Origin of the sequence: Streptomyces sp. SCSIO 75703 (assembly GCF_036607905.1) — a bacterium.
Classification (GTDB): domain Bacteria; phylum Actinomycetota; class Actinomycetes; order Streptomycetales; family Streptomycetaceae; genus Streptomyces.
In genome coordinates this window covers 4,811,896-4,831,524 of sequence record NZ_CP144555.1, presented here as the reverse complement: position 1 = coordinate 4,831,524, position 19,629 = coordinate 4,811,896, and the positions used below count along the sequence as shown (strand labels likewise).

Here is a 19,629-nt window from a genome sequence, read left to right as displayed (position 1 = left end):
ACGCCGCGGGGCCCCCGTTCGGCGGTCCCCCGCCCGGCCCCTCCCGGAAGGCGGCGGCCCCCGCGCCCGCGCACGATGCCTGACAGGGCCGCCATCCGGCGGCCCCGCACGGTATGCGCTCTCGGGAGGACCCGTCATGACCGCCACTCTGGAGCAGCTCCGCCGCTGCCACTTCGCCGTCGACCTCGGGGCGGCCCGCACCCGTGTCTACGTCAAGGGCGAGGGCCTCGTCGTCGACGAGCCCTCCGCCGCCGCGGTCAACACCCGCACCGGCGCGCTCATCGCCGTCGGCGAACTGGCCGAGCGGATGACCGGCCGCACCCCCGGTTACATCCGCGTCGTGCGCCCGGTCTCCGGCGGCACGGTCGTCGACATCGAGATGGCCCAGCGCATGCTCCGCCACCTGCTCGGCGACAAGGTGCGCCGCACCCTGCGCCGCAAGCCCCGGCTGCGCGCCGCCGCCTGCACCCCGCACGACGCCGACCCCCTCGCCCAGCGCGCCGCCATCGAGACCCTGGTCGGGCTGGGCGCCCGCCGGGTGGAACTCGTGGACACGCTCATCGCCGCCGCCGTCGGCTGCGGACTGCCCGTGGAGCGACCCGAGGCCACCATGATCATGGTGTGCGGCGCGCACGCCACGCAGGTCGCGGTGCTCTCCCTCGGCTCGATCGTGACCGCCGAGCGCATCCCGGTCGGCGGCGAGGCCGTGGACCACGCGATCGTGCAGCACCTGCGCCACCAGCACCAGCTCATGCTGCCCAGCCAGTCGGTGCGCCCCCTCCAGGTCGCCCTGTCCGGCACCGGCCTGACCGCGCGGGGACCGCTGTCGGCCGAGATCCACGGCCGGGACGTGGCGACCGGGCTGGCCCGCAGCGTCCGGGTCGACACGGAGGCCGTGCGCGCCGCCATCCAGACGCCGCTGACCGCCGTGCTCGACGGCATCGGCAAGGTGCTCCGGGACTGCCCGCCCGATCTGGTCGCCGACCTCGCCGACCGCGGGATCATGATGGTCGGCGGCAGCGCGCTGCTCCCCGGCTTCGACCAGATGCTGCGTCAGGCGACCGGCATGCCGGTGACCATCGCGGAACGGCCCGGCGTGTGCGCCGTGCAGGGCCTCGGCACGATGCTGGAGGGACTGGTCGAGCCGCTGGTGCTGGACCCGCTGTCCTGAGCCGCCGAGGACACCGTCTCCATGACCGGCCAGGCCGCTCCCCGGCCCACCCGACTCCTCGAAACCGTCCTCGACGTGGGCGCCGACCTCGACCTGCGGGGCACCCTCCAGCACATCGTGGACGGCGCCGTCGAACTGACCGGCGCCGCGCACGCCGCCCTGACCACCGCCGACCCGGCGCGGGACGGCCTGGCCGGGATCCGCGCGCGGGGCCCGGACGGCGCACCCGGGCCGGGCCACCGGCTGCGGGTGCCGATCGACGTGAACGGCGAACCGTTCGGCGCCCTGCACCTGACCGGCCGGCCCGGCGGCGGCCCGTTCACCGTCGAGGACGAACAGGTCCTGCGGTTCCTCGCGGTGCGGGCCGGCATCGCGATCGGCAACGCCCGGCTCTACGAGGCGGCCCGGCAGCGCGAACGCTGGATCGAGGGCGCCGCCGCCGTCACCACGGCCCTGCTCACCCGCCAGAACGCCGGCGACGCCCTGACGACCGTCGCCGAACGCGCCCGCCTCCTCGCCGACGCCGCGGCGGGCGTCATCCTCCAGCCGACCCCGGAGGGCGGCATGGAGATCGTGACCGCGGCGGCGCCGGACGACCCCGACGGCATCGTCGGCGCCACGATCGCGCCCGGCAGCCCCGTCCTGCGCCTGCTCCTGGGCGGGGAGCCGGTCTTCATCGACGACTCGGCGACCGACCCCCGGATGACGACGCACGTGCGGCACCGGTTCGGGCCCAGCATGATGCTGCCGCTCCAGGCGGGCGGACGGCTGATCGGCACCCTCGCGCTGCCGCGCCGCCGCGGCGACCGCGCCTACACCGAGACGGAACGGCTGCTCGCCACCCAGTTCGCCTCCCAGGCCGCCCTCGCCCTGGTCCTCGCCGACGCCCGGCACGGCCGGGAACGCCTCGCCGTCTACGAGGACCGCGACCGCATCGCCCGCGACCTGCACGACCTGGTGGTGCAGCGGCTCTTCGCCACCGGCATGATGCTGGAGTCCACGCAGCGCCGGCCCGGCGCGGGCGCCATCGGCGACGTGCTCGGGCGGGCCGTGGAGGAACTGCGCTCCACGGTCCAGGAGGTACGCACCGCGATCTTCGCCCTCCAGCAGCCACCGGCCGGCCCGCCGACGGGACTGCGCGGCAGGGTGCTGCGCGAGACGGAGGGCGCCGCCGCGCGGCTCGGCTTCCCGGTGTCCGCGCGCTTCACCGGCGCCGTCGACCACCGCGTCCCGGACCCGGTCGCCGACCGCCTGCTCACGGCGCTGCGCGAGGCGCTGGCCGACGCGGCCGGCCGCGAGGGCGTCACCCGCGTCGAGGTCGCCGTCGACGTGACGACGCCCCTGCCCGACGACCGGGACGGTGTCCGCCTCACCGTCCGCGACGACGCCGGCCCCGGCACGACGACCCTCTGGTGCTCCCCGCTCTGACGCGGGGGCGCCGACGGTCACCCGCGGGGCCGGCGCGGCTCAGCCGCGGTGCGGGTCGTCCCCCTCCCGCCCCTCCTCGGCGGGCGTCTGCTCGCGCTCGCCCTCCGCCTGCGACGGAGTGGGGTGTACCGGGCTCAGCCGCCCGCTGTCCTGCTCGTCGTCGCGCTCGCCCTCGGCCTGCGACGGAGTGGGGGTGAAGTCACTCATCTGCCTGCCTCCTCACGCACCCGCCCCGAGTACCCGCCCTTCCCCGGGGAAAGCCGCCGCCGGGCCCGTGGCCGCGAACGGTCGCCCCGGTGGCGCCCGTGCCGGCCGTCCACAGGGAAGCGCGAAACGGGAGACGGGAAACGGCAAGCGGGAAGCGGGAAGCGCGAAGGGCCCCGGGAAACCCCGGTGACCCGGCCCGGACCGCTGGCTAGGGTCGGGGCATGACCACTCGCACCTTCCGCGTCACCGTACGCGGCGTCTTCGACGGACTCGACGACGACCAGCGCGCCGCGCTCCTCGCCGACGCCGCGGAACACGACGTCCTGCGCGCCGCCTTCACCCGTGAGGGGCACCTCAGTTACGACATCGCGGCGCGCTCCGCCTTCACCTTCCGCTTCCTGGACTCGGGGGAGGAAGAGGAGGACATCCTGGAGGCGTCCGAACGGGCGGAGGAGGCCGCGAGGGCCTGGCTGACGGAGCGCGGCTACGGCCACAAGAACCTCCGGTCCCAGGCGGAGGACCTCTCCCAGGCTCCGCTGGGCAAGCGACGGCGCCGCGAGGCCGCCCGCGACACCCCGTAGGGCACCGGAGGCCGACGCGGCCGACCGGTCGTTTCCGGCCTGTCACGGAGGGGTGGCGGCCCCCGTCCCCGCGCGGTTCCGCGAGGGGACGCGGCCGGGACGACGGGCCGAGGGTGGGGCGGGTGGGACTCGAACCCACGGCCGACGGATTATGAGTCCGTTGCTCTAACCGGCTGAGCTACCGCCCCATGGCGGCGTGTCGCGTACATGTGTGCGCGCCGTCTGCCGCAGCATAGCCGCTCATACGATCTCCTGCCTCGAATGGTCGGCCCGTCCGGCGCGTTCACGACCATGAGGACTCCGCCGCGCGCCCCGCGGTTCCCGATGGGGGAAAACCGCCTGGGGAACAGGCGGGGCGCACAGGAAAAAGGACCCCTGGCGGGGTCCTCGTTCTCCTGCTCCCCCGACTGGACTCGAACCAGTAACCTGCCGGTTAACAGCCGGCTGCTCTGCCAATTGAGCTACGGAGGACCGAGCTCCCCCGACTGGACTCGAACCAGTAACCTGCCGGTTAACAGCCGGCTGCTCTGCCAATTGAGCTACGGAGGAATGCCTCGTCTCGCATCGAACGCACCCGCCTGGGTAACCGCCAGAGGGCGCGCGTTCGCTGCGACACATACATTAGCGCAAGCAGGGGGGTGCTCCGCCAATCGGTTCCCCCCGCGCCGAGGAACCACGCAAGGGAAGGGTGGCCACCATGCGTTACCGGCTCACGTTCGTCGTGGGGCTCGCCGTCGGCTACGTGCTGGGCACGAAGGCCGGGCGGGAGCGTTACGAACAGCTCAGGAAGTCCGCCCGGCAGGTCGCACAGAACCCGGCGGTCCGCAACACCGCCGAGTCGGCGGCGCAGCAGGGCCGCCACTTCGCGGACCGGGCGTACCACGCGGTGAGCGACCGGGTCGGCGAACGGATGCCCGATTCCGTCGCCCAGCGGGTGCGTTCCCTGCGCGAACGCAACGCGCACGGCGCGGGCCGCGACGACTGGGGCAGCAGCACCACCTGAGGCGTCCGCCCCCATGGGGTACGGCATCTCTCGCCGTACGGCAGAATTTCGGTCATGGGGATAGTCGCCGGGTTGGACAGTTCGCCCGATTTCACTCGTATCGTCGTCTGTGATGCGGACACCGGTGCCGTGCTGCGGCAGGGATACGCTCCGCATCCCGTGGAGAGCCCCGAGGGCGGCCGCCCCTCCGACGTCGACCCGCAGGCGTGGCTCCTGTCGCTCGGCGAGGCGGCCGGCGGCGGCCTGCTGGAGGGCGTGCAGGCCATCGGGGTCTCGGCACAGGCCAACGCGGTCGTGCCGCTGGACGCGCAGGGCAACACGGTGCGCCCGGCGATGGTCGGCGGTGACAAACGGGCGCAGGTGGCCGCGGCCGACCTGATCGACGCCTTCGGCGGGCGCGAGGCGTGGGCGCAGTCCGTGGGCAGCGTGCCGCAGGCCGCCCAGGCCGTGACCAAGCTGCGCTGGCTGGCCCGCAGCGAGCCCGAGTCCGCCGCGCGCACCGCGGGCGTGCTCCAGGCGCACGACTGGCTGGTCTGGCAACTGCTCGGCCGTCCGCCGCGCCGCACCACCGACCGGGGCGGCGCCTCGGGCACCGGCTACTGGTCGGCGGCGACCGGCGGCTACCGGCCCGACCTGGTCGAGCTGGCCCTCGGCCGGCAGGTCGTCCTGCCCGAGGTGATCGGGCCCGCCGACGCGGCCGGCACCACCCCGGAGGGGCTGCTGATCTCGGCCGGCACCGGCGAGACCATGGCCGCCGCCTTCGGGCTCGGCATCGGCCTCGGCGACGCGGTCGTCTCGCTGGGCGCCTCCGGATCGGTGATGGCGGTCCACTCCGAACCGCTCGCCGACCAGTCCGGGATGATCACGGCCCTGGCCGACGCGACCGGCATGCACCTGCCCGTCGTCACCACCCTCAACGCCGTACGGGCCCTGCGCGGCGCCGCCGAACTGCTCGGCGTGCCGGACCTGGAGTCCCTGTCCGGCCTGGCGATGAAGTCGACGCCGGGTTCGCACGGGCTCGTCCTGCTCCCCTACCTGGAGGGCGAGCGGACACCGAACCTGCCGCACACCGCCGGCACCCTGGCCGGTCTGCGGCGCGAGTCGATGAAGCCGGAGCACCTGGCGCGGGCCTCGTTCGAGGGGATGCTGTGCGGCCTGGCGGACGCGCTGGACGTGCTGCGGGCGCGGGGCGTGGACGTGCGGCGGGTCTTCCTGCTGGGCGCGGCGGCCGAGCTGCCGGCGGTCCAGGAGGTGGCGCCCGCGCTCTTCGGCACGCAGGTCGTCGTCCCGCAGCCGGCCGACTACGCGGCGATCGGCGCCGCCCGGCAGGCGGCTTGGGCGCTCGGCGCCTCGCAGGGCACGCTGGACCCCCGTACTCCCCCGGTCTGGCAGGGCCCGGTCGCCCAGGTGCTGGAGCCGGGCGAGAACCTGGCGGTCGGCCAGGCGGTGCGCCAGCAGTACGTGTCGGTGCGCGAGCAGACCCACCCGGGGGCCCTGCGCGCGTAGGCGCGGGGACCGGGGGCGGCCCGCCCGGGACCGGGGGCGGCCCGCCCGGGGCCGGGGCGCGCGGGGCTCCCCGGAGACCGTGCGCGCCCCCGAAGGCCGTCCGCGCCGCCGGAAAACCGGTTGAGGTAACGCGGGTGGAGTGTTCGACGATAGGGGCCAGGGGCAACCACTCGCCCCGTCGCCGACTCCGAGAGACCCAGCGTGCTCATACGATTGCTGCGGGCCCATCTGAGGCCCTACAAGAAACCCATCGCCCTGGTGGTGGCGCTCCAGTTCCTCCAGACCTGCGCCACCCTCTACCTGCCCACCCTGAACGCGGACATCATCGACAACGGTGTCGTCCAGGGCGACACCGGCTACATCATGGGTTTCGGCGCCGTGATGATCGCCATCTCGCTCGCCCAGGTGGTGTGCAACATCGGCGCCGTGTACTTCGGTGCCCGCACCGCCGCGGCGCTCGGCCGGGACGTACGGGGAGCCGTCTTCGACCGGGTGCAGTCCTTCTCCGCGCGCGAGGTGGGCCACTTCGGGGCGCCCTCGCTGATCACGCGGACCACCAACGACGTGCAGCAGGTCCAGATGCTGGCCCTGATGACGTTCACCCTGATGGTGTCGGCGCCGATCATGTGCGTCGGCGGTGTGGTGCTGGCGCTCGGCCTGGACGTGCCGCTGTCCGGGGTGCTGCTCGGAGTGATCCCGGTGCTCGCGGTCAGCGTGACGCTGATCGTGCGGCGGCTGCGCCCGCTGTTCCGCTCGATGCAGGAGCGCCTCGACACGGTGAACCGGGTGCTGCGCGAGCAGATCACCGGCAACCGCGTGATCCGGGCCTTCGTCCGGGACACGTACGAGGAGCGGCGCTTCCGCAAGGCCAACACGGAGCTGACGGACGTGGCGCTCGGCACCGGCAACCTGCTGGCGCTGATGTTCCCGGTGGTCATGACGGTGGTGAACCTGTCGTCGATCGCGGTGGTCTGGTTCGGCGCGCACCGCATCGACAGCGGCGGCATGCAGATCGGCGACCTGACCGCCTTCCTCGCCTACCTGATGCAGATCGTCATGTCCGTGATGATGGCCACCTTCATGTTCATGATGGTGCCGCGCGCCGAGGTGTGCGCCGAGCGCATCCAGGAGGTCCTGGACACCGGGAGCAGTGTGGTGCCGCCGGCCGCGCCCGTCACCGTACTGCACCGGCGGGGCCGCCTGGAGCTGCGGGGCGCGGGCTTCCGCTACCCCGGCGCCGAGGAGCCCGTGCTGCGCGGCGTCGGCCTGGTGGCGCGGCCCGGCGAGACGACCGCCGTCATCGGGTCGACCGGCAGCGGCAAGACCACGCTGCTCTCCCTGGTGCCCCGGCTCTTCGACGCGACCGAGGGCGAGGTGCTGGTCGACGGGGTGGACGTACGCCGCCTCGACCCGGCGCTGCTGGCCCGCACCGTGGGCCTGGTGCCGCAGAAGCCGTACCTGTTCGCCGGCACGGTGGCGACGAACCTGCGCTACGGCAACCCGGACGCCGGTGACGAGGAGCTGTGGCGGGCGCTGGAGGTGGCGCAGGCCAAGGGGTTCGTCGAGCGGCTGGAGGGCGGGCTGGACGCGCCCATCGCGCAGGGCGGCACCAACGTCTCCGGCGGCCAGCGGCAGCGGCTCGCCATCGCCCGGACGCTGGTGCAGCGTCCGGAGATCTACCTCTTCGACGACTCCTTCTCCGCACTGGACTACGCGACGGACGCGGCGTTGCGCGCCGAGCTGTCCCGGGAGACGGCCGAGGCGACCGTGGTGATCGTGGCGCAGCGGGTGGCGACGATCCGGGACGCCGACCGGATCGTCGTGCTGGACGAGGGCCAGGTGGTCGGTGTCGGCCGGCACCGCGAACTGATGGCCGGGAACGAGACGTACCGGGAGATCGTGCTCTCCCAGCTCACGGAAGCGGAGGCTGCCTGATGGCCGGGCCTGGGGGGCGCATGATGGCCGGGGCCGGTCCCGACCAGCGGTCGATGGACTTCGTGGGATCGGGCAAGCGGCTCATCGGCCGGTTCCGGCCGGAACGGGTGACGATCTGGGCGCTGCTGGCCTGCGTGGTCGTCAGCGTCGGCCTGAGCGTGATCGGGCCGAAGATCCTCGGCAAGGCCACCGACCTGGTCTTCGGCGGCATCGTCGGCCGGGACCTGCCGGCCGGGGCCACGAAGGAACAGGTCCTGGAGTCGATGCGGGCGCGCGGCGAGGACCGGATCGCCGACATGCTGCGCGGCACCGACTTCACGCCGGGCCGGGGCATCGACTTCACCGCCGTCGGCCAGGTGCTGCTGCTCGCGCTCGGCACCTTCCTGGTGGCGGGGCTGCTGATGGCGGTGGCGACCCGGCTGGTGAACCGGGCGGTCAACCGGACGATGTTCCGGCTGCGGGAGGACGTGCAGACGAAGCTGTCGCGGCTGCCGCTATCGTACTTCGACAGCCGTCAGCGCGGTGAGGTGCTGTCCCGGGCGACCAACGACATCGACAACATGGGCCAGACCCTCCAGCAGTCGATGGGCCAGTTGATCAACTCGGTGCTGACCGTGCTCGGCGTGCTGGTGATGATGTTCTACGTCTCCTGGATTCTCGCCCTGGTGGCGCTGGTGACGGTGCCGCTGTCGTTCGTGGTGGCGACCCGGGTGGGCAAGCGGTCGCAGCCGCACTTCGTGCAGCAGTGGCGCTCCACGGGCGAGCTGAACGCGCACATCGAGGAGATGTACACCGGGCACACCCTGGTGAAGGTGTTCGGCCGGCAGGAGGAGTCCGCGCAGCAGTTCGCCGAGCAGAACGAGGCGCTGTACGAGGCCGGGTTCCGGGCGCAGTTCAACAGCGGGATCATGCAGCCGCTGATGATGTTCGTGTCGAACCTGAACTACGTGCTGATCGCGGTGGTCGGCGGGCTGCGGGTGGCCACGGGCACGCTGTCCATCGGCGACGTGCAGGCGTTCATCCAGTACTCCCGGCAGTTCTCGATGCCGCTGACGCAGATCGCGTCGATGGCGAACCTGGTGCAGTCGGGCGTGGCCTCGGCGGAGCGGGTCTTCGAACTCCTCGACGCCGAGGAGCAGTCGGCGGACCCCGTCCCGGGCGTGCGGCCGGAGGAGCTGCGGGGACGGGTCGCGCTGGAGCACGTGTCGTTCCGTTACGACCCCGGCACGCCGCTGATCGAGGACCTGTCGCTCACCGTGGAGCCGGGCCACACGGTGGCCATCGTGGGACCGACGGGCGCGGGCAAGACCACGCTGGTCAACCTGCTGATGCGGTTCTACGAGGTCTCCGGCGGGCGGATCACCCTGGACGGCGTCGACATCGCGGCGATGTCCCGGGACGAACTGCGCGCCGGGATCGGGATGGTGCTCCAGGACACCTGGCTGTTCGGCGGGACCATCGCGGAGAACATCGCCTACGGCGCCCGGCGCGAGGTCACGCGCGGGGAGATCGAGGAGGCGGCGCGGGCGGCGCACGCCGACCGGTTCGTGCGGACGCTGCCCGACGGCTACGACACGGTGCTGGACGACGAGGGCACGGGGGTGAGCGCCGGCGAGAAGCAGCTCGTCACGATCGCGCGGGCCTTCCTGTCCGACCCGGTGATCCTGGTGCTGGACGAGGCGACGAGTTCGGTGGACACCCGCACCGAGGTGCTGATCCAGAAGGCGATGGCCAAACTGGCGCACGGGCGGACGGCGTTCGTCATCGCGCACCGGCTCTCCACCATCCGGGACGCGGACACGATCCTCGTGATGGAGGACGGGTCGATCGTGGAACAGGGCGGGCACGCCGAGCTGCTGGCGGCCGGCGGGGCCTACGCGCGGCTGTACAAGGCGCAGTTCGCCGAGGCGGTGGCCGAGGTCGAGTAGGTCCGTGCCGCACGGCGGACGGGGGCCGCGTGGCGCGGCCCCCGTCCGCCGTCGTCAGTCGAGGTAGCCGCGGAGCTGGTCGGCGAAGGCGTGGTCGCGGAGCTTGCCCAGGGTCTTGGACTCGATCTGCCGGATGCGCTCGCGGGTGACGCCGAAGATGCGGCCGATCTCCTCCAGGGTGCGGGGGCGGCCGTCGGCCAGCCCGTAGCGGAGCTGGACCACCTTGCGTTCGCGTTCCCCGAGGGTCGACAGGACCGCCTCCAGGTGTTCGCGCAGCAGCAGGAAGGCGGCGGATTCGACGGGGCTGGCGGCGTCGCCGTCCTCGATGAGGTCGCCGAGGGCGACGTCGTCCTCCTCGCCGACGGGGGCGTGCAGGGAGACCGGTTCCTGGGCGAGGCGCAGCACCTCGCCGACCCGTTCCCGGGGCAGGTCGAGGTGGGCGGCGACCTCCTCGTGGGTGGGTTCGTGGCCGCGTTCCTGGAGCAGGCGGCGCTGGACGCGGACGACCCGGTTGATGAGTTCGACGACGTGGACGGGGACGCGGATGGTGCGGGCCTGGTCGGCGAGGGCGCGGGACATGGCCTGGCGTATCCACCAGGTGGCGTAGGTGGAGAACTTGTAGCCGCGGGCGTAGTCGAACTTCTCCACGGCCCGGATCAGGCCGAGGTTGCCCTCCTGGACGAGGTCGAGCATGGTCAGCCCGCGTCCGACGTACCGTTTCGCCACCGAGACGACCAGGCGCAGGTTCGCCTCGATCAGACGGCGTTTGGCGACCCGGCCCCTGACGACGAGCCGGTCGAGGTCCGAGGCGAGCCCGCTGTCGAGGTCGGTGGCGAGGCGGAGTTTCTCCTCGGCGAAGAGGCCGGCCTCCACGCTGCGGGCGAGTTCGACCTCCTCGTCGGCGGTGAGCAGCGGGATGCGGCCGATCTCGCGCAGGTACTGGCGGAAGAGGTCGGAGGAGGGGCCGCCGGACTCGGCGCGGGCGGGCGCGGACGGCGATCCGGCCCGGCGGGGCGGCGCGGCGGGGCCGCCGGCCGGGGCGGGGGCGTCCCGGCGGGGGGCGCGGCGGGGCGGGGGCATCGCGACGAGGACGCCGGCCTGCGCCTCGGGGGCGGCCGTGTCGGCGGGGGTGAGGGTCTGGGTCTGCACGGGGCGACCTCCAGGATGAACGCCGCCGGCGGGGGACGGCGGCGGTACGTCGGGCGGAGCCGGCGGCCTCGCCGCTGCCGGTCGGCGGGCGGGAACGGCACGGCGGGGGTCCGGGCCCGTCGGGGGACGGGCCGGCCGCGCTCCGGGGACTCAGGCACCGCACACCAGTGTGGGGTACGACACATCGCCGCCACGAGGGGCGTGCGGTGACTTTTTGCGTCCGGCCCGTGACCGGGGGGCGTCGCGGCCGGCCGGGACCGGCGGGCGCGGCGGCGGTGGGGCGACGGGCGGCGGGGCGGCGGGGCGGGTGCCCCGGCGGGTCACAGGGCGGCGGCGCCGTGTTCGCGCAGGGCCTGGTCGTACTGCTGGAGCACCCACAACTCGTTCTGCACGGCGGCGAGTTCGGCCGGGTCTCCCTGGGTGCCGAGCCGGGTGAGGCGGCTGGTGATGTCCCGGATGCGGCGTTCGACGGCGCGGCGGCGGACGGCCACGAGCTGGACGCCGGCGTAGACCTCGTCGACGTCCTTCACCCCGCGGTGCACCATGATCGCCTCGACGGCGAGTTCGGTGACCATGGCGCGGACGGTGTCGTCCGGGGCGGCCTCGCGGACCCGGACCAGGTAGTCCTGCGGGTCCTGGACGCCGAACTCGGCGCCGCCGGCCTCCAGGACCGCCTGGCGCACGGCCGCGTAGGGCGGGGCGGTGAACTCGTCCACGCCGTACGCGTCGAAGGCCGGGGAGACCAGTTCGGGCCGCTGGAGGGCGAGCTTGAGCAGTTCGCGCTCGGTGGCGAAGACCGGGTTGCGCAGGGTGAGGGCGGGTCCGCGCGGGGCGGCCGGGGCGGGGACCGCGTACGCCTCGGCGCCGCCCTGCCGGGACCGGCCGGGGCCGGACACCGAGGCCTTGCCGCCGCGTTCGCGGGCCCAGCGGGCGAGCTGGGCGACGCGCTTGACCACGAACTGGGTGTCCAGGATGCCGAGCATGCCAGCGAGCTGGACGGCGACCTCGTGCTGGGCGCCGCTGTTCTTGATCCGGGCGACGACCGGGGCGGCCTCGTCCAGGGCGGCGGCGCGGCCGGCCGGGGTGTCCAGGTCGTAGCGCGCGGTGATCTGGCGCAGCGCGAACTCGAAGAGCGGGGTGCGTGGTTCGGTCAGGTCGGCGACGGCCTCGTCTCCCTTGGCCAGGCGCAGGTCGCAGGGGTCCATGCCGTCGGGGGCGATGGCGATGTAGGTCTCGGCGGCGAACTTCTGGTCGTCCTCGAAGGCGCGCAGGGCGGCCTTCTGGCCGGCCGCGTCCCCGTCGAAGGTGAAGATCACGCGGGCCGAGCCGTTGTCCATGAGGAGCCGGCGCAGGATCTTGATGTGGTCGCCGCCGAAGGCGGTGCCGCAGGTGGCGATGGCCGTGGTGACGCCGGCCAGGTGGCAGGCCATGACGTCCGTGTAGCCCTCGACGACGACCGCGCGGGAGGACTTGGCGATGTCCTTCTTCGCCAGGTCGATGCCGTACAGCACCTGGGACTTGCGGTAGATCGCGGTCTCGGGGGTGTTGAGGTACTTCGGGCCGTTGTCGGCCTCGTAGAGCTTGCGGGCGCCGAAGCCGACGACGTCGCCGCCGATGTCGCGGATGGGCCACATCAGCCGGCCGCGGAAGCGGTCGATGGGGCCCCGGCGGCCCTCCTGGGAGAGGCCCGACAGCAGCAGTTCCTTGTCGGTGAAGCCCTTGCCGCGCAGGTACCGGGTGAGGTGGTCCCAGCCCTGGGGGCTGTAGCCGACGCCGAAGTGCTCGGCGGCGGCCTGGTCGAAGCCCCGCTCGGCGAGGAAGGCGCGGCCGGTCTCCGCCTCGGCGCCGCCGGCGAGCTGCTCGGCGTACCACTCGGCGGCGATCTTGTGCGCCTCGACCAGGCGGATGCGTTCGCCGCGCTGGTGGGCGGGGTTGTAGCCGCCCTCCTCGTAGCGCAGGGTGATGCCGGCCTGCGCGGCCAGCCGCTCGACCGCCTCGGAGAAGGTGAGGTGGTCGATCTTCATCACGAACGTGAGGGTGTCGCCGCCCTCCTGGCAGCCGAAGCAGTGGAAGAGCCCCTTGCTCGGGCTGACCTGGAAGGACGGGGACTTCTCGTCGTGGAAGGGGCACAGGCCCTTCAGGTTGCCGCCGCCCGCGTTGCGCAGCTGGAGGTACTCGGAGACGACGGCGTCGATCGGGACCGCGTCCCGTACCGCCTTCACGTCCTCGTCGTTGATCCGTCCCGCCACGCCTGAAGTCTACGGTGGCCGCCGCCGGTGCCGGGTCCCGGTGGCGCCGCGTGCCTGGTCGTCGCGGTGGGGGCGGGGGCGGGGGCGGCTAGCCGGCGAGGCCGTCGAGCGGGACGTGCGGGTCGGCGAGGGCCTCGGTGTCCACCGTGACGCGCTCGCGGATCAGCCGCTGGACGGCGTCGGTGACGTCCCACACGTTGACGTTCATCCCGGCCAGGACGCGGCCCTCCTTCATCCAGAAGGCGATGAACTCGCGCTTGGCCGCGTCCCCGCGGATCACCACCTCGTCGTAGGAGCCGGGGGGCGCCCAGCCGGAGTACTCCATGCCGAGGTCGTACTGGTCGGAGAAGAAGTACGGCACGCGGTCGTAGGCGACCTCCTGGCCGAGCATGGCGCGGGCCGCGGCCGGGCCGCCGTTGAGCGCGTTGGCCCAGTGCTCCACCCTCAGCCGGGAGGAGAAGAGGGCGTGCGGGAAGGAAGCCACGTCCCCGGCGGCGAAGATGTCGGGGTCGGAGGTGCGCAGCCGTTCGTCGACGACGATGCCGCCGCCGTGCGCCCGGTCGGCGATCTCCAGGCCGGCCGCCTGGGCGAGGGAGGTGCGGGGGGCGGCGCCGATCGCGGCGAGCACGTCGTGCGCGGGGTGCTCCTCGCCGTCGTCGGTGCGGGCGGCGAGGACCATGCCGTCCTGGCCGACGATCTCGGTCAGCCGGACGCCGAAGCGGAAGCGGACGCCGTGCGCCCGGTGGAGTTCGCCGAACAGGGCGCCCAGCTCGGGGCCGAGGACGCTGTGCAGCGGGGTGGGGCCCGGTTCGACGACGGTGACCTCGGCGCCGTACTGGCGGGCCGCCGCCGCGACCTCCAGGCCGATCCAGCCGGCGCCGGCGATCACCAGGTGGCCGTTGTCCCGACCGAGGGAGGCGAGGACGCCCTTGAGCCGCTCGGCGTGGGCGAGGCGGCGCAGGTGGTGGACGCCGGCCAGGTCGGTGCCGGGCACGTCGAGGCGGCGGGGCTCGGCGCCGGTGGCAATGAGCAGCTTGTCGTAGGAGGCGCGGGTGCCGTCGTCGCCGTAGTGCACGGTCTTCGCGGTCCGGTCGATGGCGACGACGGTCTGGCCGAGGTGCAGTTCCACGTCGTGGCGCGCGTACCAGGCGGGTTCGTGCACGAAGACGCTGTCGCGGTCCTCCTTGCCGAGCAGGTAGCCCTTGGACAGCGGCGGGCGCTCGTAGGGGTGGTCGCGTTCGTCGCTGATGAGGATCACCCGTCCGGTGAAACCCTCGGTGCGGAGCGTCTCGGCCGCCTTCGCGCCGGCCAGCCCTCCTCCGACGATGACGAATGTCTGATCCGCGTCGACCACTTGTTGCCTCCTCGTCAGGGTGCCGCCACATGCGAGCGTCCCGCACCCTGCCGGGCGCGGGAAGGGGGAGTGACCCGATCAGGCCAGGAAGACCGGTGCCCCGGGGGGATTCGGGGGCGTCCGGGTCACCGCCGTCCCGCCAGTCTCACGGATGTCCGGTCAGCCGTGCGTGAAGCGAGCGGGCCGAGGCGTCCGTGAGGGAGGAGATCTGGTCCACGATCACCCGTTTGCGGGCGCGGTCGTCGCCGGCGCGGTCGAACAGGGCGCGGAACTGGGGGTCGAGTCCGTCCGGGGCGCGGGCGGTGAGCGCCTCGGCGAGTTCGGCGACGACGACCCGCTGGTCGGCGCGGAGCCGCTCCTGCTCGGCGCGCTGCATGACGTAGCGGTCGGCGACGGCCTTGAGGACGGCGCACTCCGTCCGGGTCTCGCGGGGCACGACCAGTTCGGCCGTGTACCGGGTGAGGCGGCCGGAGCCCCAGGCGGCCCGGGTGGCGCCCTCGGCGGCGAGGCAGAAGCGGCCGATGAGCTGGCTGGTGGCGTCCTTCAGCCGGGCCTGGGCGACGGCGGTGCCGTCGTAGCCGTGCGGCCACCAGTCCTGGGCGAGGAGGCGGTCGAGGGCCGCGGCGAGTTCCGCCGGGCCGGCGTCCGGGGCGTAGCGGGCGGCGGCGACCGCGAAGACGTCCTCGCGTTCGGGGTCGGCCAGCAGGCAGTTCGGGTCGATGTGCCCGGCGTGCAGGCCGTCCTCCACGTCGTGCACCGAGTACGCCACGTCGTCGGCCCAGTCCATGACCTGGGCCTCGAAGCAGGTGCGGGTGCCGGGGGCGCCCTCGCGCAGCCAGGCGAAGACGGGCAGGTCGTCCTCGTAGACGCCGAACTTGGCGGAGGCCGGGTCGGTGGGGTGGGCGCCGCGCGGCCAGGGGTACTTGGTGGCGGCGTCGAGGGTGGCGCGGGTGAGGTTGAGGCCGACGCTGACCGGTTCGCCGGAGGCCGGGTCGGTGACGAACCGTTTCGGTTCGATGCGGGTGAGCAGCCGGAGCGACTGGGCGTTGCCCTCGAAGCCGCCGCAGTCCGCGGCGAACTCGTTCAGCGCCTGTTCGCCGTTGTGGCCGAAGGGCGGGTGGCCCAGGTCGTGGGAGAGGCAGGCCGCCTCGACGAGGTCGGGGTCGCAGCCGAGGGCGGCGCCCAGTTCCCGGCCGACCTGGGCGCACTCCAGGGAGTGGGTGAGCCGGGTGCGGGGGCTGGCGTCCCAGGCCGGTACGGGGCCGGTCACGCCCGGGGTGACGACCTGCGTCTTGCCGGCCAGCCGGCGCAGGGCGGCCGAGTGCAGGACGCGGGCGCGGTCCCGCTGGAAGGCGGTGCGGCCGGGACGTTTGTCCGGCTCGGCGGCCCAGCGGGCCAGGGAGCCGGGGTCGTAGGGCGCGGGGGCGGGGGGCGCGGGGTGAGCGGTGCCTTCCATGCCTTCGACAGTACGGGGGCGGTGCGCGGGGCGACGGTCCGCCTCCGGAGCGGGGCGGGGAGCCGCCCCCGGCACGGGGCGGGGAGCGCGGGCCCGGGGCGGCGGCGGGCCCCGGGGCCGGAGCCAGGAGCCGGGGGGTCGCGGGCCCCGGGGCCGGGGGCCGGGGGCCGCAGGCCCGTTCGGCTGGGGTGATCACCCGTTCACAGGCCCGGCGGAGGCGGTTCGGGATCTTTTCCGGTGCCGGTGCGGGCGGCGCCGGTGACCTGGCCAAACGGCGCGGGGCGCCCGCGCGCCGGAGCGGACGGCGACACCCGTTCATCCCATTCCTGACCGGAGTTCAGGGAGCGGGCGGGGTGCGGGGGGCCTTTCCTCGGAAGGGCAGGGCCACCGATGACGCGCGAAGGAGCACCGATGCGACGTACCGCCCGCCTGCTGACCGGTACCGCGCTCGCCGTGGCGGCGGGTCTCGCCACCGCGCCGGGCGCGTACGCCGGGGACGGCACGGCCCCCGGCCGCCTGGACGTGTACCCGTCCTCGGTCGTGCCGGGCGACGGCGCGACGGTGAACACGGCGGCCTGCGGCGAGAACGGCTCGGCGGCCGGCGACGCCACCGCGGTGGGCGGCGGCACCTTCGCGCTGGCGCCGACCACGCACCGGGGCGAGGCGATCGGCCGGTTCACGGTGCCGTCGAGCGCGCAGCCGGGGACGTACGAGATCGTCGCGACCTGTGGGGAGAGCGGGCGCCGGGTCGCCGGCGACCTGGAGGTCACGCTGACCTCGGCGGCCCAGGTGCATCCGCGGGGGAGTGTGAAGACGGGGGTCGGCGGCGCGCTCGGCCCCGGCCCCGTGCAGACCGCGGCCGGTGTGACGGCGCTGGCCGTCGCCGCCGCGGGCGGTACCTGGCTCCTGCATCGCCGGGCGAGAGGCGACGGGATCTGACGGGCACCCTCCGCCGCCCGTCCACCGGTACCGCACACCCCGCCCCCTCCGGGTCCGACGCCCCTCGCGGCCCGGAGGGGGCCGGGGCACCCGAGGAACCCGAGGCCCGCCGAGGGACAGCCGAGACAGGGGGACGTCATGCGCAAGTCGGGCGACGCCGCGATAGCCGCCGTCACCGTGGTCGCCCTGTGCGCCGGGGCCTGGCTGCTGGGCGGCGGCTCCGGGACCGGCGCCCCGCCGCAGCCCTCCCCCGCCCAGGCCGCCTCCGGCACGGGCCCGGACACGGGCGCGTCCGCCGCCCCGGCGCTGGCGCCCTCGCCGCCCGACCGGGTCCGGATACCGGCGATCGGCGTGGACGCCCCGCTGACCGGCCTCGGCCTGACCGCCTCCGGCAGCCTCGACGTCCCGCCGCCGCGGCAGAAGAACCTGGCCGGCTGGTACGAGGACGGCGTCACCCCGGGCGAGCGCGGCACCGCGATCGTCGCCGGGCACGTCGACAACGCCGAGGGCCCCGCCGTCTTCTACCGGCTCGGCGCGCTGGCGAAGGGCGACGCGATCGAGGTGGCCCGGCGCGACGGGGGCGTGGCGGTGTTCACGGTGGACGCGGTGGAGGTGTACGCGGCGGCCGGCTTCCCGGACGAGAAGGTGTACGGCGCGGCGGCGCGGCCCGAACTGCGGGTGATCACCTGCGGCGGCGGCTACACCCGGGGCACCGGCTACCAGGGCAACGTGGTGGTCTTCGCACACCTCACCGGCGCCCGCTGACCCCGGTGTCCTCCGGTGCGGGGCGTCAGGCCAGCCACTGCTCGTAGGCCAGGTTCGCCACCAGGGCGAAGACGACGGTCAGCAGGACGACGCGGACGAAGCCGCTGCCCTTCTTCAGGGCGGTGCGGGCGCCGAGGGTCCCGCCGGCCAGGTTGAAGACGGCCATCAGGGCGGCGAGCTGCCACAGGACCGCGCCCTGCCAGGCGAACATGGCCAGGGCGCCCGCGTTGGTGCAGCAGTTGACGATCTTCGCGGTGGCGGAGGCGGTGACCAGGTCCTGGTGGAGGACGGCGGTCAGCGCCAGCACCAGGAAGGTGCCGGTGCCGGGGCCGACGAGCCCGTCGTAGAAGCCGATGCCGAGGCCGGCCAGGCCGATCGCGGCGAACACCCGGCGGCGGGTGACCGGTCCCGGCGCGGGGGCGGTGCCGAAGGCGGGCCGCAGGATCACGAAGGCCGCGACCCCGAGCAGCACGACCATGATCACCGGTTTGAGGACCTCGGTGCTCATCCCGGCCGCGAAGAAGGCGCCGCCGGACGATCCGGCGAGGGCGGCCAGTCCGATCCGCACGGCCATGACGACGTCGACCGGCGCCTTGCGGGCGTAGGTCACCGCGGCGCCGGTGGTGCCGACGATGGCGACGGCCTTGTTGGTGCCGAGGGCGTGGGCCGCCGGGGTGCCGGCGGGCAGCCCGAGCAGCAGCGCGGGCAGCAGCAGGAGCCCGCCGCCGCCGACCACGGCGTCGATCCAGCCGGCCGCGAACGCGGCGAGGCACAGCAGGACGACCACGGTCAGCGATATGTCGGGCATGATCATGACCCTAGGAAGCGGGCGGGTGCGGCGTCCATGGACCTGAGCGACTTCTGAGGTTGCCCGCGAGCCTCCGATCACGCCGGCGACCCGCCGACCACACCTCGGCCGCCGCGGCCTCCCGGCCACGCGCCGTCCCGTCCGAGGCCCCGGCCGGCAGCGCCGCGCCCCCTCGTCTCGCCCCCGGCACTCCCCCACCACCCCCGCACCCCCGCACGCCCCCGCGCGCTCCCGCTCCCGCGCCACCCCGGGGCCCGTTCCGTGGTTGGCCCGGGTACGGGCCGCGGCACTCCCCCGCTGGTGGGGGCGGGGCCGCACCCGTCGCCCGGCCGGCACCACCGCGCCCCGCGACGGCCGGACCGGACGGAGAGCCACCACCCGGTCACGTCACGTTCTCATCACGGGCCCTCCATACTCCCTCCACACCGGCGTGATCCCAGTACCTTCTGAGCCACCCATTTCCCACCAATCCACTCCATTTTCAGGACTGTTGATGAGCCTCCCGCGCAAACCCGCCGCCGTGGCCCTCGCCGCGCTGGCGCTGGCCGCCCTGCCGTCCGTCGCCGCGGCGCACGACGGCACCCACCCGTTCGCGAACTGCTCCGAGGCGTACGCCCACGGGTACGCGAACATCCCCGCGAACGACCCCCACTACGGCAAGCACCTGGACCGCGACAACGACGGCGTGGGCTGCGACAAGCCGCCCGCCGGTTTCGTGCCGGCCCAGGACCGGGACGGCGGGGGCGCCACCGGCTCCGGCTCCGGCTCCGGCTCCGGCTCCGGCGGCACCGTCACCGGCGAGGCCGGGCGCGAGGGCACCGACCTCGCGGAGACCGGCGGCAACGGTGCCACCCCCTACCTGGCGGCGGGCGGCGCGGCCGTCGCCCTCGCCGGCGGCGGCGTGCTCGTGGCCGCCCGCAGGCGCCGGGCCGGCGCCGGCGGCTGACCGGGCCGCCGGCACCGGGCCCCCGTTCCCTTTCCTCCGGGGGCCCGGCGGCCGGGCGCACGCACGAGAGGCGGCTCCCCCGCACGGGAGCCGCCTCTTCGCATGGGACCGGAGCCGCCGCCGATCGGTGAGGTGGTCGGGTGACAGACGGCGGCTCCGGGGTCTGACCGCCCCGGCGCGGACGGGACGTCCGCGCCGGGGCGG

At 74.5% G+C, this 19,629-nt stretch carries 15 protein-coding genes, 3 tRNA genes and 1 pseudogene; 10 read left to right on the top strand and 9 right to left on the bottom strand.

The features are described from left to right. Positions 1 to 136 precede the first annotated feature (136 nt). Positions 137 to 1,171, top strand: coding sequence for a rod shape-determining protein (locus tag VM636_RS21195; protein WP_030419726.1), 1,035 nt, complete (start codon positions 137 to 139; stop codon positions 1,169 to 1,171). Between the two features lie 21 nt (positions 1,172 to 1,192). Continuing rightward, positions 1,193 to 2,599: a GAF domain-containing protein gene (locus tag VM636_RS21190; RefSeq protein ID WP_030419727.1), complete on the top strand. Its 1,407-nt coding sequence runs from the start codon at positions 1,193 to 1,195 to the stop codon at positions 2,597 to 2,599. Positions 2,600 to 2,638: 39 nt separating this feature from the next. On the opposite strand, the gene VM636_RS21185 is transcribed toward VM636_RS21190, so the two are convergent. Next, positions 2,639 to 2,806, bottom strand: a complete 168-nt coding sequence (locus VM636_RS21185) for a hypothetical protein (RefSeq protein ID WP_199809365.1) — start codon at positions 2,804 to 2,806, stop codon at positions 2,639 to 2,641. Between the two features lie 221 nt (positions 2,807 to 3,027). Between VM636_RS21185 and VM636_RS21180 the strand changes: the two genes are divergently transcribed. Continuing rightward, positions 3,028 to 3,387 (top strand): DUF6204 family protein, encoded by a 360-nt coding sequence (locus VM636_RS21180; protein ID WP_053912520.1) that lies wholly within the window; start codon positions 3,028 to 3,030, stop codon positions 3,385 to 3,387. A gap of 114 nt (positions 3,388 to 3,501) precedes the next feature. On the opposite strand, the gene VM636_RS21175 is transcribed toward VM636_RS21180, so the two are convergent. The 3 genes from VM636_RS21175 to VM636_RS21165 form a co-directional block, all read right to left on the bottom strand. After that, positions 3,502 to 3,575 (bottom strand) — tRNA-Ile (locus VM636_RS21175). Positions 3,576 to 3,785: 210 nt separating this feature from the next. Next, positions 3,786 to 3,858: transfer RNA gene (locus tag VM636_RS21170), tRNA-Asn, on the bottom strand. Positions 3,859 to 3,863: 5 nt separating this feature from the next. Next, positions 3,864 to 3,936: transfer RNA gene (locus VM636_RS21165), tRNA-Asn, on the bottom strand. A 148-nt stretch (positions 3,937 to 4,084) separates the two neighbouring features. Here VM636_RS21165 and VM636_RS21160 point away from each other — a divergent pair. The 4 genes from VM636_RS21160 (at position 4,085) to VM636_RS21145 (ending at position 9,759) form a co-directional block, all read left to right on the top strand. Continuing rightward, entirely contained in the window at positions 4,085 to 4,390 is a 306-nt protein-coding gene (locus VM636_RS21160; protein WP_030419729.1) for a YtxH domain-containing protein, read from the top strand. A 54-nt stretch (positions 4,391 to 4,444) separates the two neighbouring features. Continuing rightward, positions 4,445 to 5,896 carry an FGGY family carbohydrate kinase gene (locus tag VM636_RS21155; protein WP_030419730.1) on the top strand — a complete coding sequence of 484 codons (1,452 nt, stop codon included), beginning with the start codon at positions 4,445 to 4,447 and terminating at the stop codon, positions 5,894 to 5,896. Positions 5,897 to 6,097: 201 nt separating this feature from the next. Further along, on the top strand, positions 6,098 to 7,831 hold the full coding sequence (locus VM636_RS21150) for an ABC transporter ATP-binding protein (RefSeq protein WP_053912519.1): 1,734 nt from the start codon (positions 6,098 to 6,100) through the stop codon (positions 7,829 to 7,831). Then, the gene (locus tag VM636_RS21145) at positions 7,831 to 9,759 is read left to right on the top strand and encodes an ABC transporter ATP-binding protein (protein ID WP_030419732.1); all 1,929 of its coding nucleotides are present in this window, start codon (positions 7,831 to 7,833) and stop codon (positions 9,757 to 9,759) included. The genes VM636_RS21150 and VM636_RS21145 overlap by 1 nt, the downstream gene beginning before the upstream one ends. A 54-nt stretch (positions 9,760 to 9,813) precedes the next feature. Here VM636_RS21145 and VM636_RS21140 read toward each other — a convergent pair. The 4 genes and pseudogenes from VM636_RS21140 to VM636_RS21125 all read right to left on the bottom strand — a co-directional run bounded on the left by VM636_RS21140 (position 9,814) and on the right by VM636_RS21125 (position 15,967). Next, positions 9,814 to 11,093: pseudogene (locus VM636_RS21140) on the bottom strand (RNA polymerase sigma factor). A gap of 135 nt (positions 11,094 to 11,228) precedes the next feature. Next, positions 11,229 to 13,157 carry a DNA primase gene (dnaG, locus tag VM636_RS21135; RefSeq protein WP_053912517.1) on the bottom strand — a complete coding sequence of 643 codons (1,929 nt, stop codon included), beginning with the start codon at positions 13,155 to 13,157 and terminating at the stop codon, positions 11,229 to 11,231. Between the two features lie 88 nt (positions 13,158 to 13,245). Next, the gene (locus VM636_RS21130; protein ID WP_030419735.1) at positions 13,246 to 14,511 is read right to left on the bottom strand and encodes an FAD-dependent oxidoreductase; all 1,266 of its coding nucleotides are present in this window, start codon (positions 14,509 to 14,511) and stop codon (positions 13,246 to 13,248) included. A gap of 145 nt (positions 14,512 to 14,656) precedes the next feature. After that, complete coding sequence (locus VM636_RS21125) at positions 14,657 to 15,967, bottom strand: deoxyguanosinetriphosphate triphosphohydrolase (protein WP_030419736.1); 1,311 nt, start codon at positions 15,965 to 15,967, stop codon at positions 14,657 to 14,659. A 411-nt stretch (positions 15,968 to 16,378) separates the two neighbouring features. Between VM636_RS21125 and VM636_RS21120 the strand changes: the two genes are divergently transcribed. Further along, the gene (locus VM636_RS21120) at positions 16,379 to 16,906 is read left to right on the top strand and encodes a hypothetical protein (protein WP_338485346.1); all 528 of its coding nucleotides are present in this window, start codon (positions 16,379 to 16,381) and stop codon (positions 16,904 to 16,906) included. A gap of 138 nt (positions 16,907 to 17,044) precedes the next feature. After that, entirely contained in the window at positions 17,045 to 17,671 is a 627-nt protein-coding gene (locus tag VM636_RS21115) for a class F sortase (protein WP_030419738.1), read from the top strand. Positions 17,672 to 17,696: 25 nt separating this feature from the next. Here VM636_RS21115 and VM636_RS21110 read toward each other — a convergent pair whose 3' ends face one another. Next, a complete protein-coding gene (locus tag VM636_RS21110; RefSeq protein ID WP_030419739.1) occupies positions 17,697 to 18,479 on the bottom strand; it encodes a TSUP family transporter in 783 nt (260 codons plus the stop codon). Between the two features lie 493 nt (positions 18,480 to 18,972). Here VM636_RS21110 and VM636_RS21105 point away from each other — a divergent pair, with 493 nt between their 5' ends. Next, positions 18,973 to 19,425 carry an excalibur calcium-binding domain-containing protein gene (locus VM636_RS21105; RefSeq protein ID WP_338485344.1) on the top strand — a complete coding sequence of 151 codons (453 nt, stop codon included), beginning with the start codon at positions 18,973 to 18,975 and terminating at the stop codon, positions 19,423 to 19,425. Positions 19,426 to 19,629: the final 204 nt, after the last annotated feature.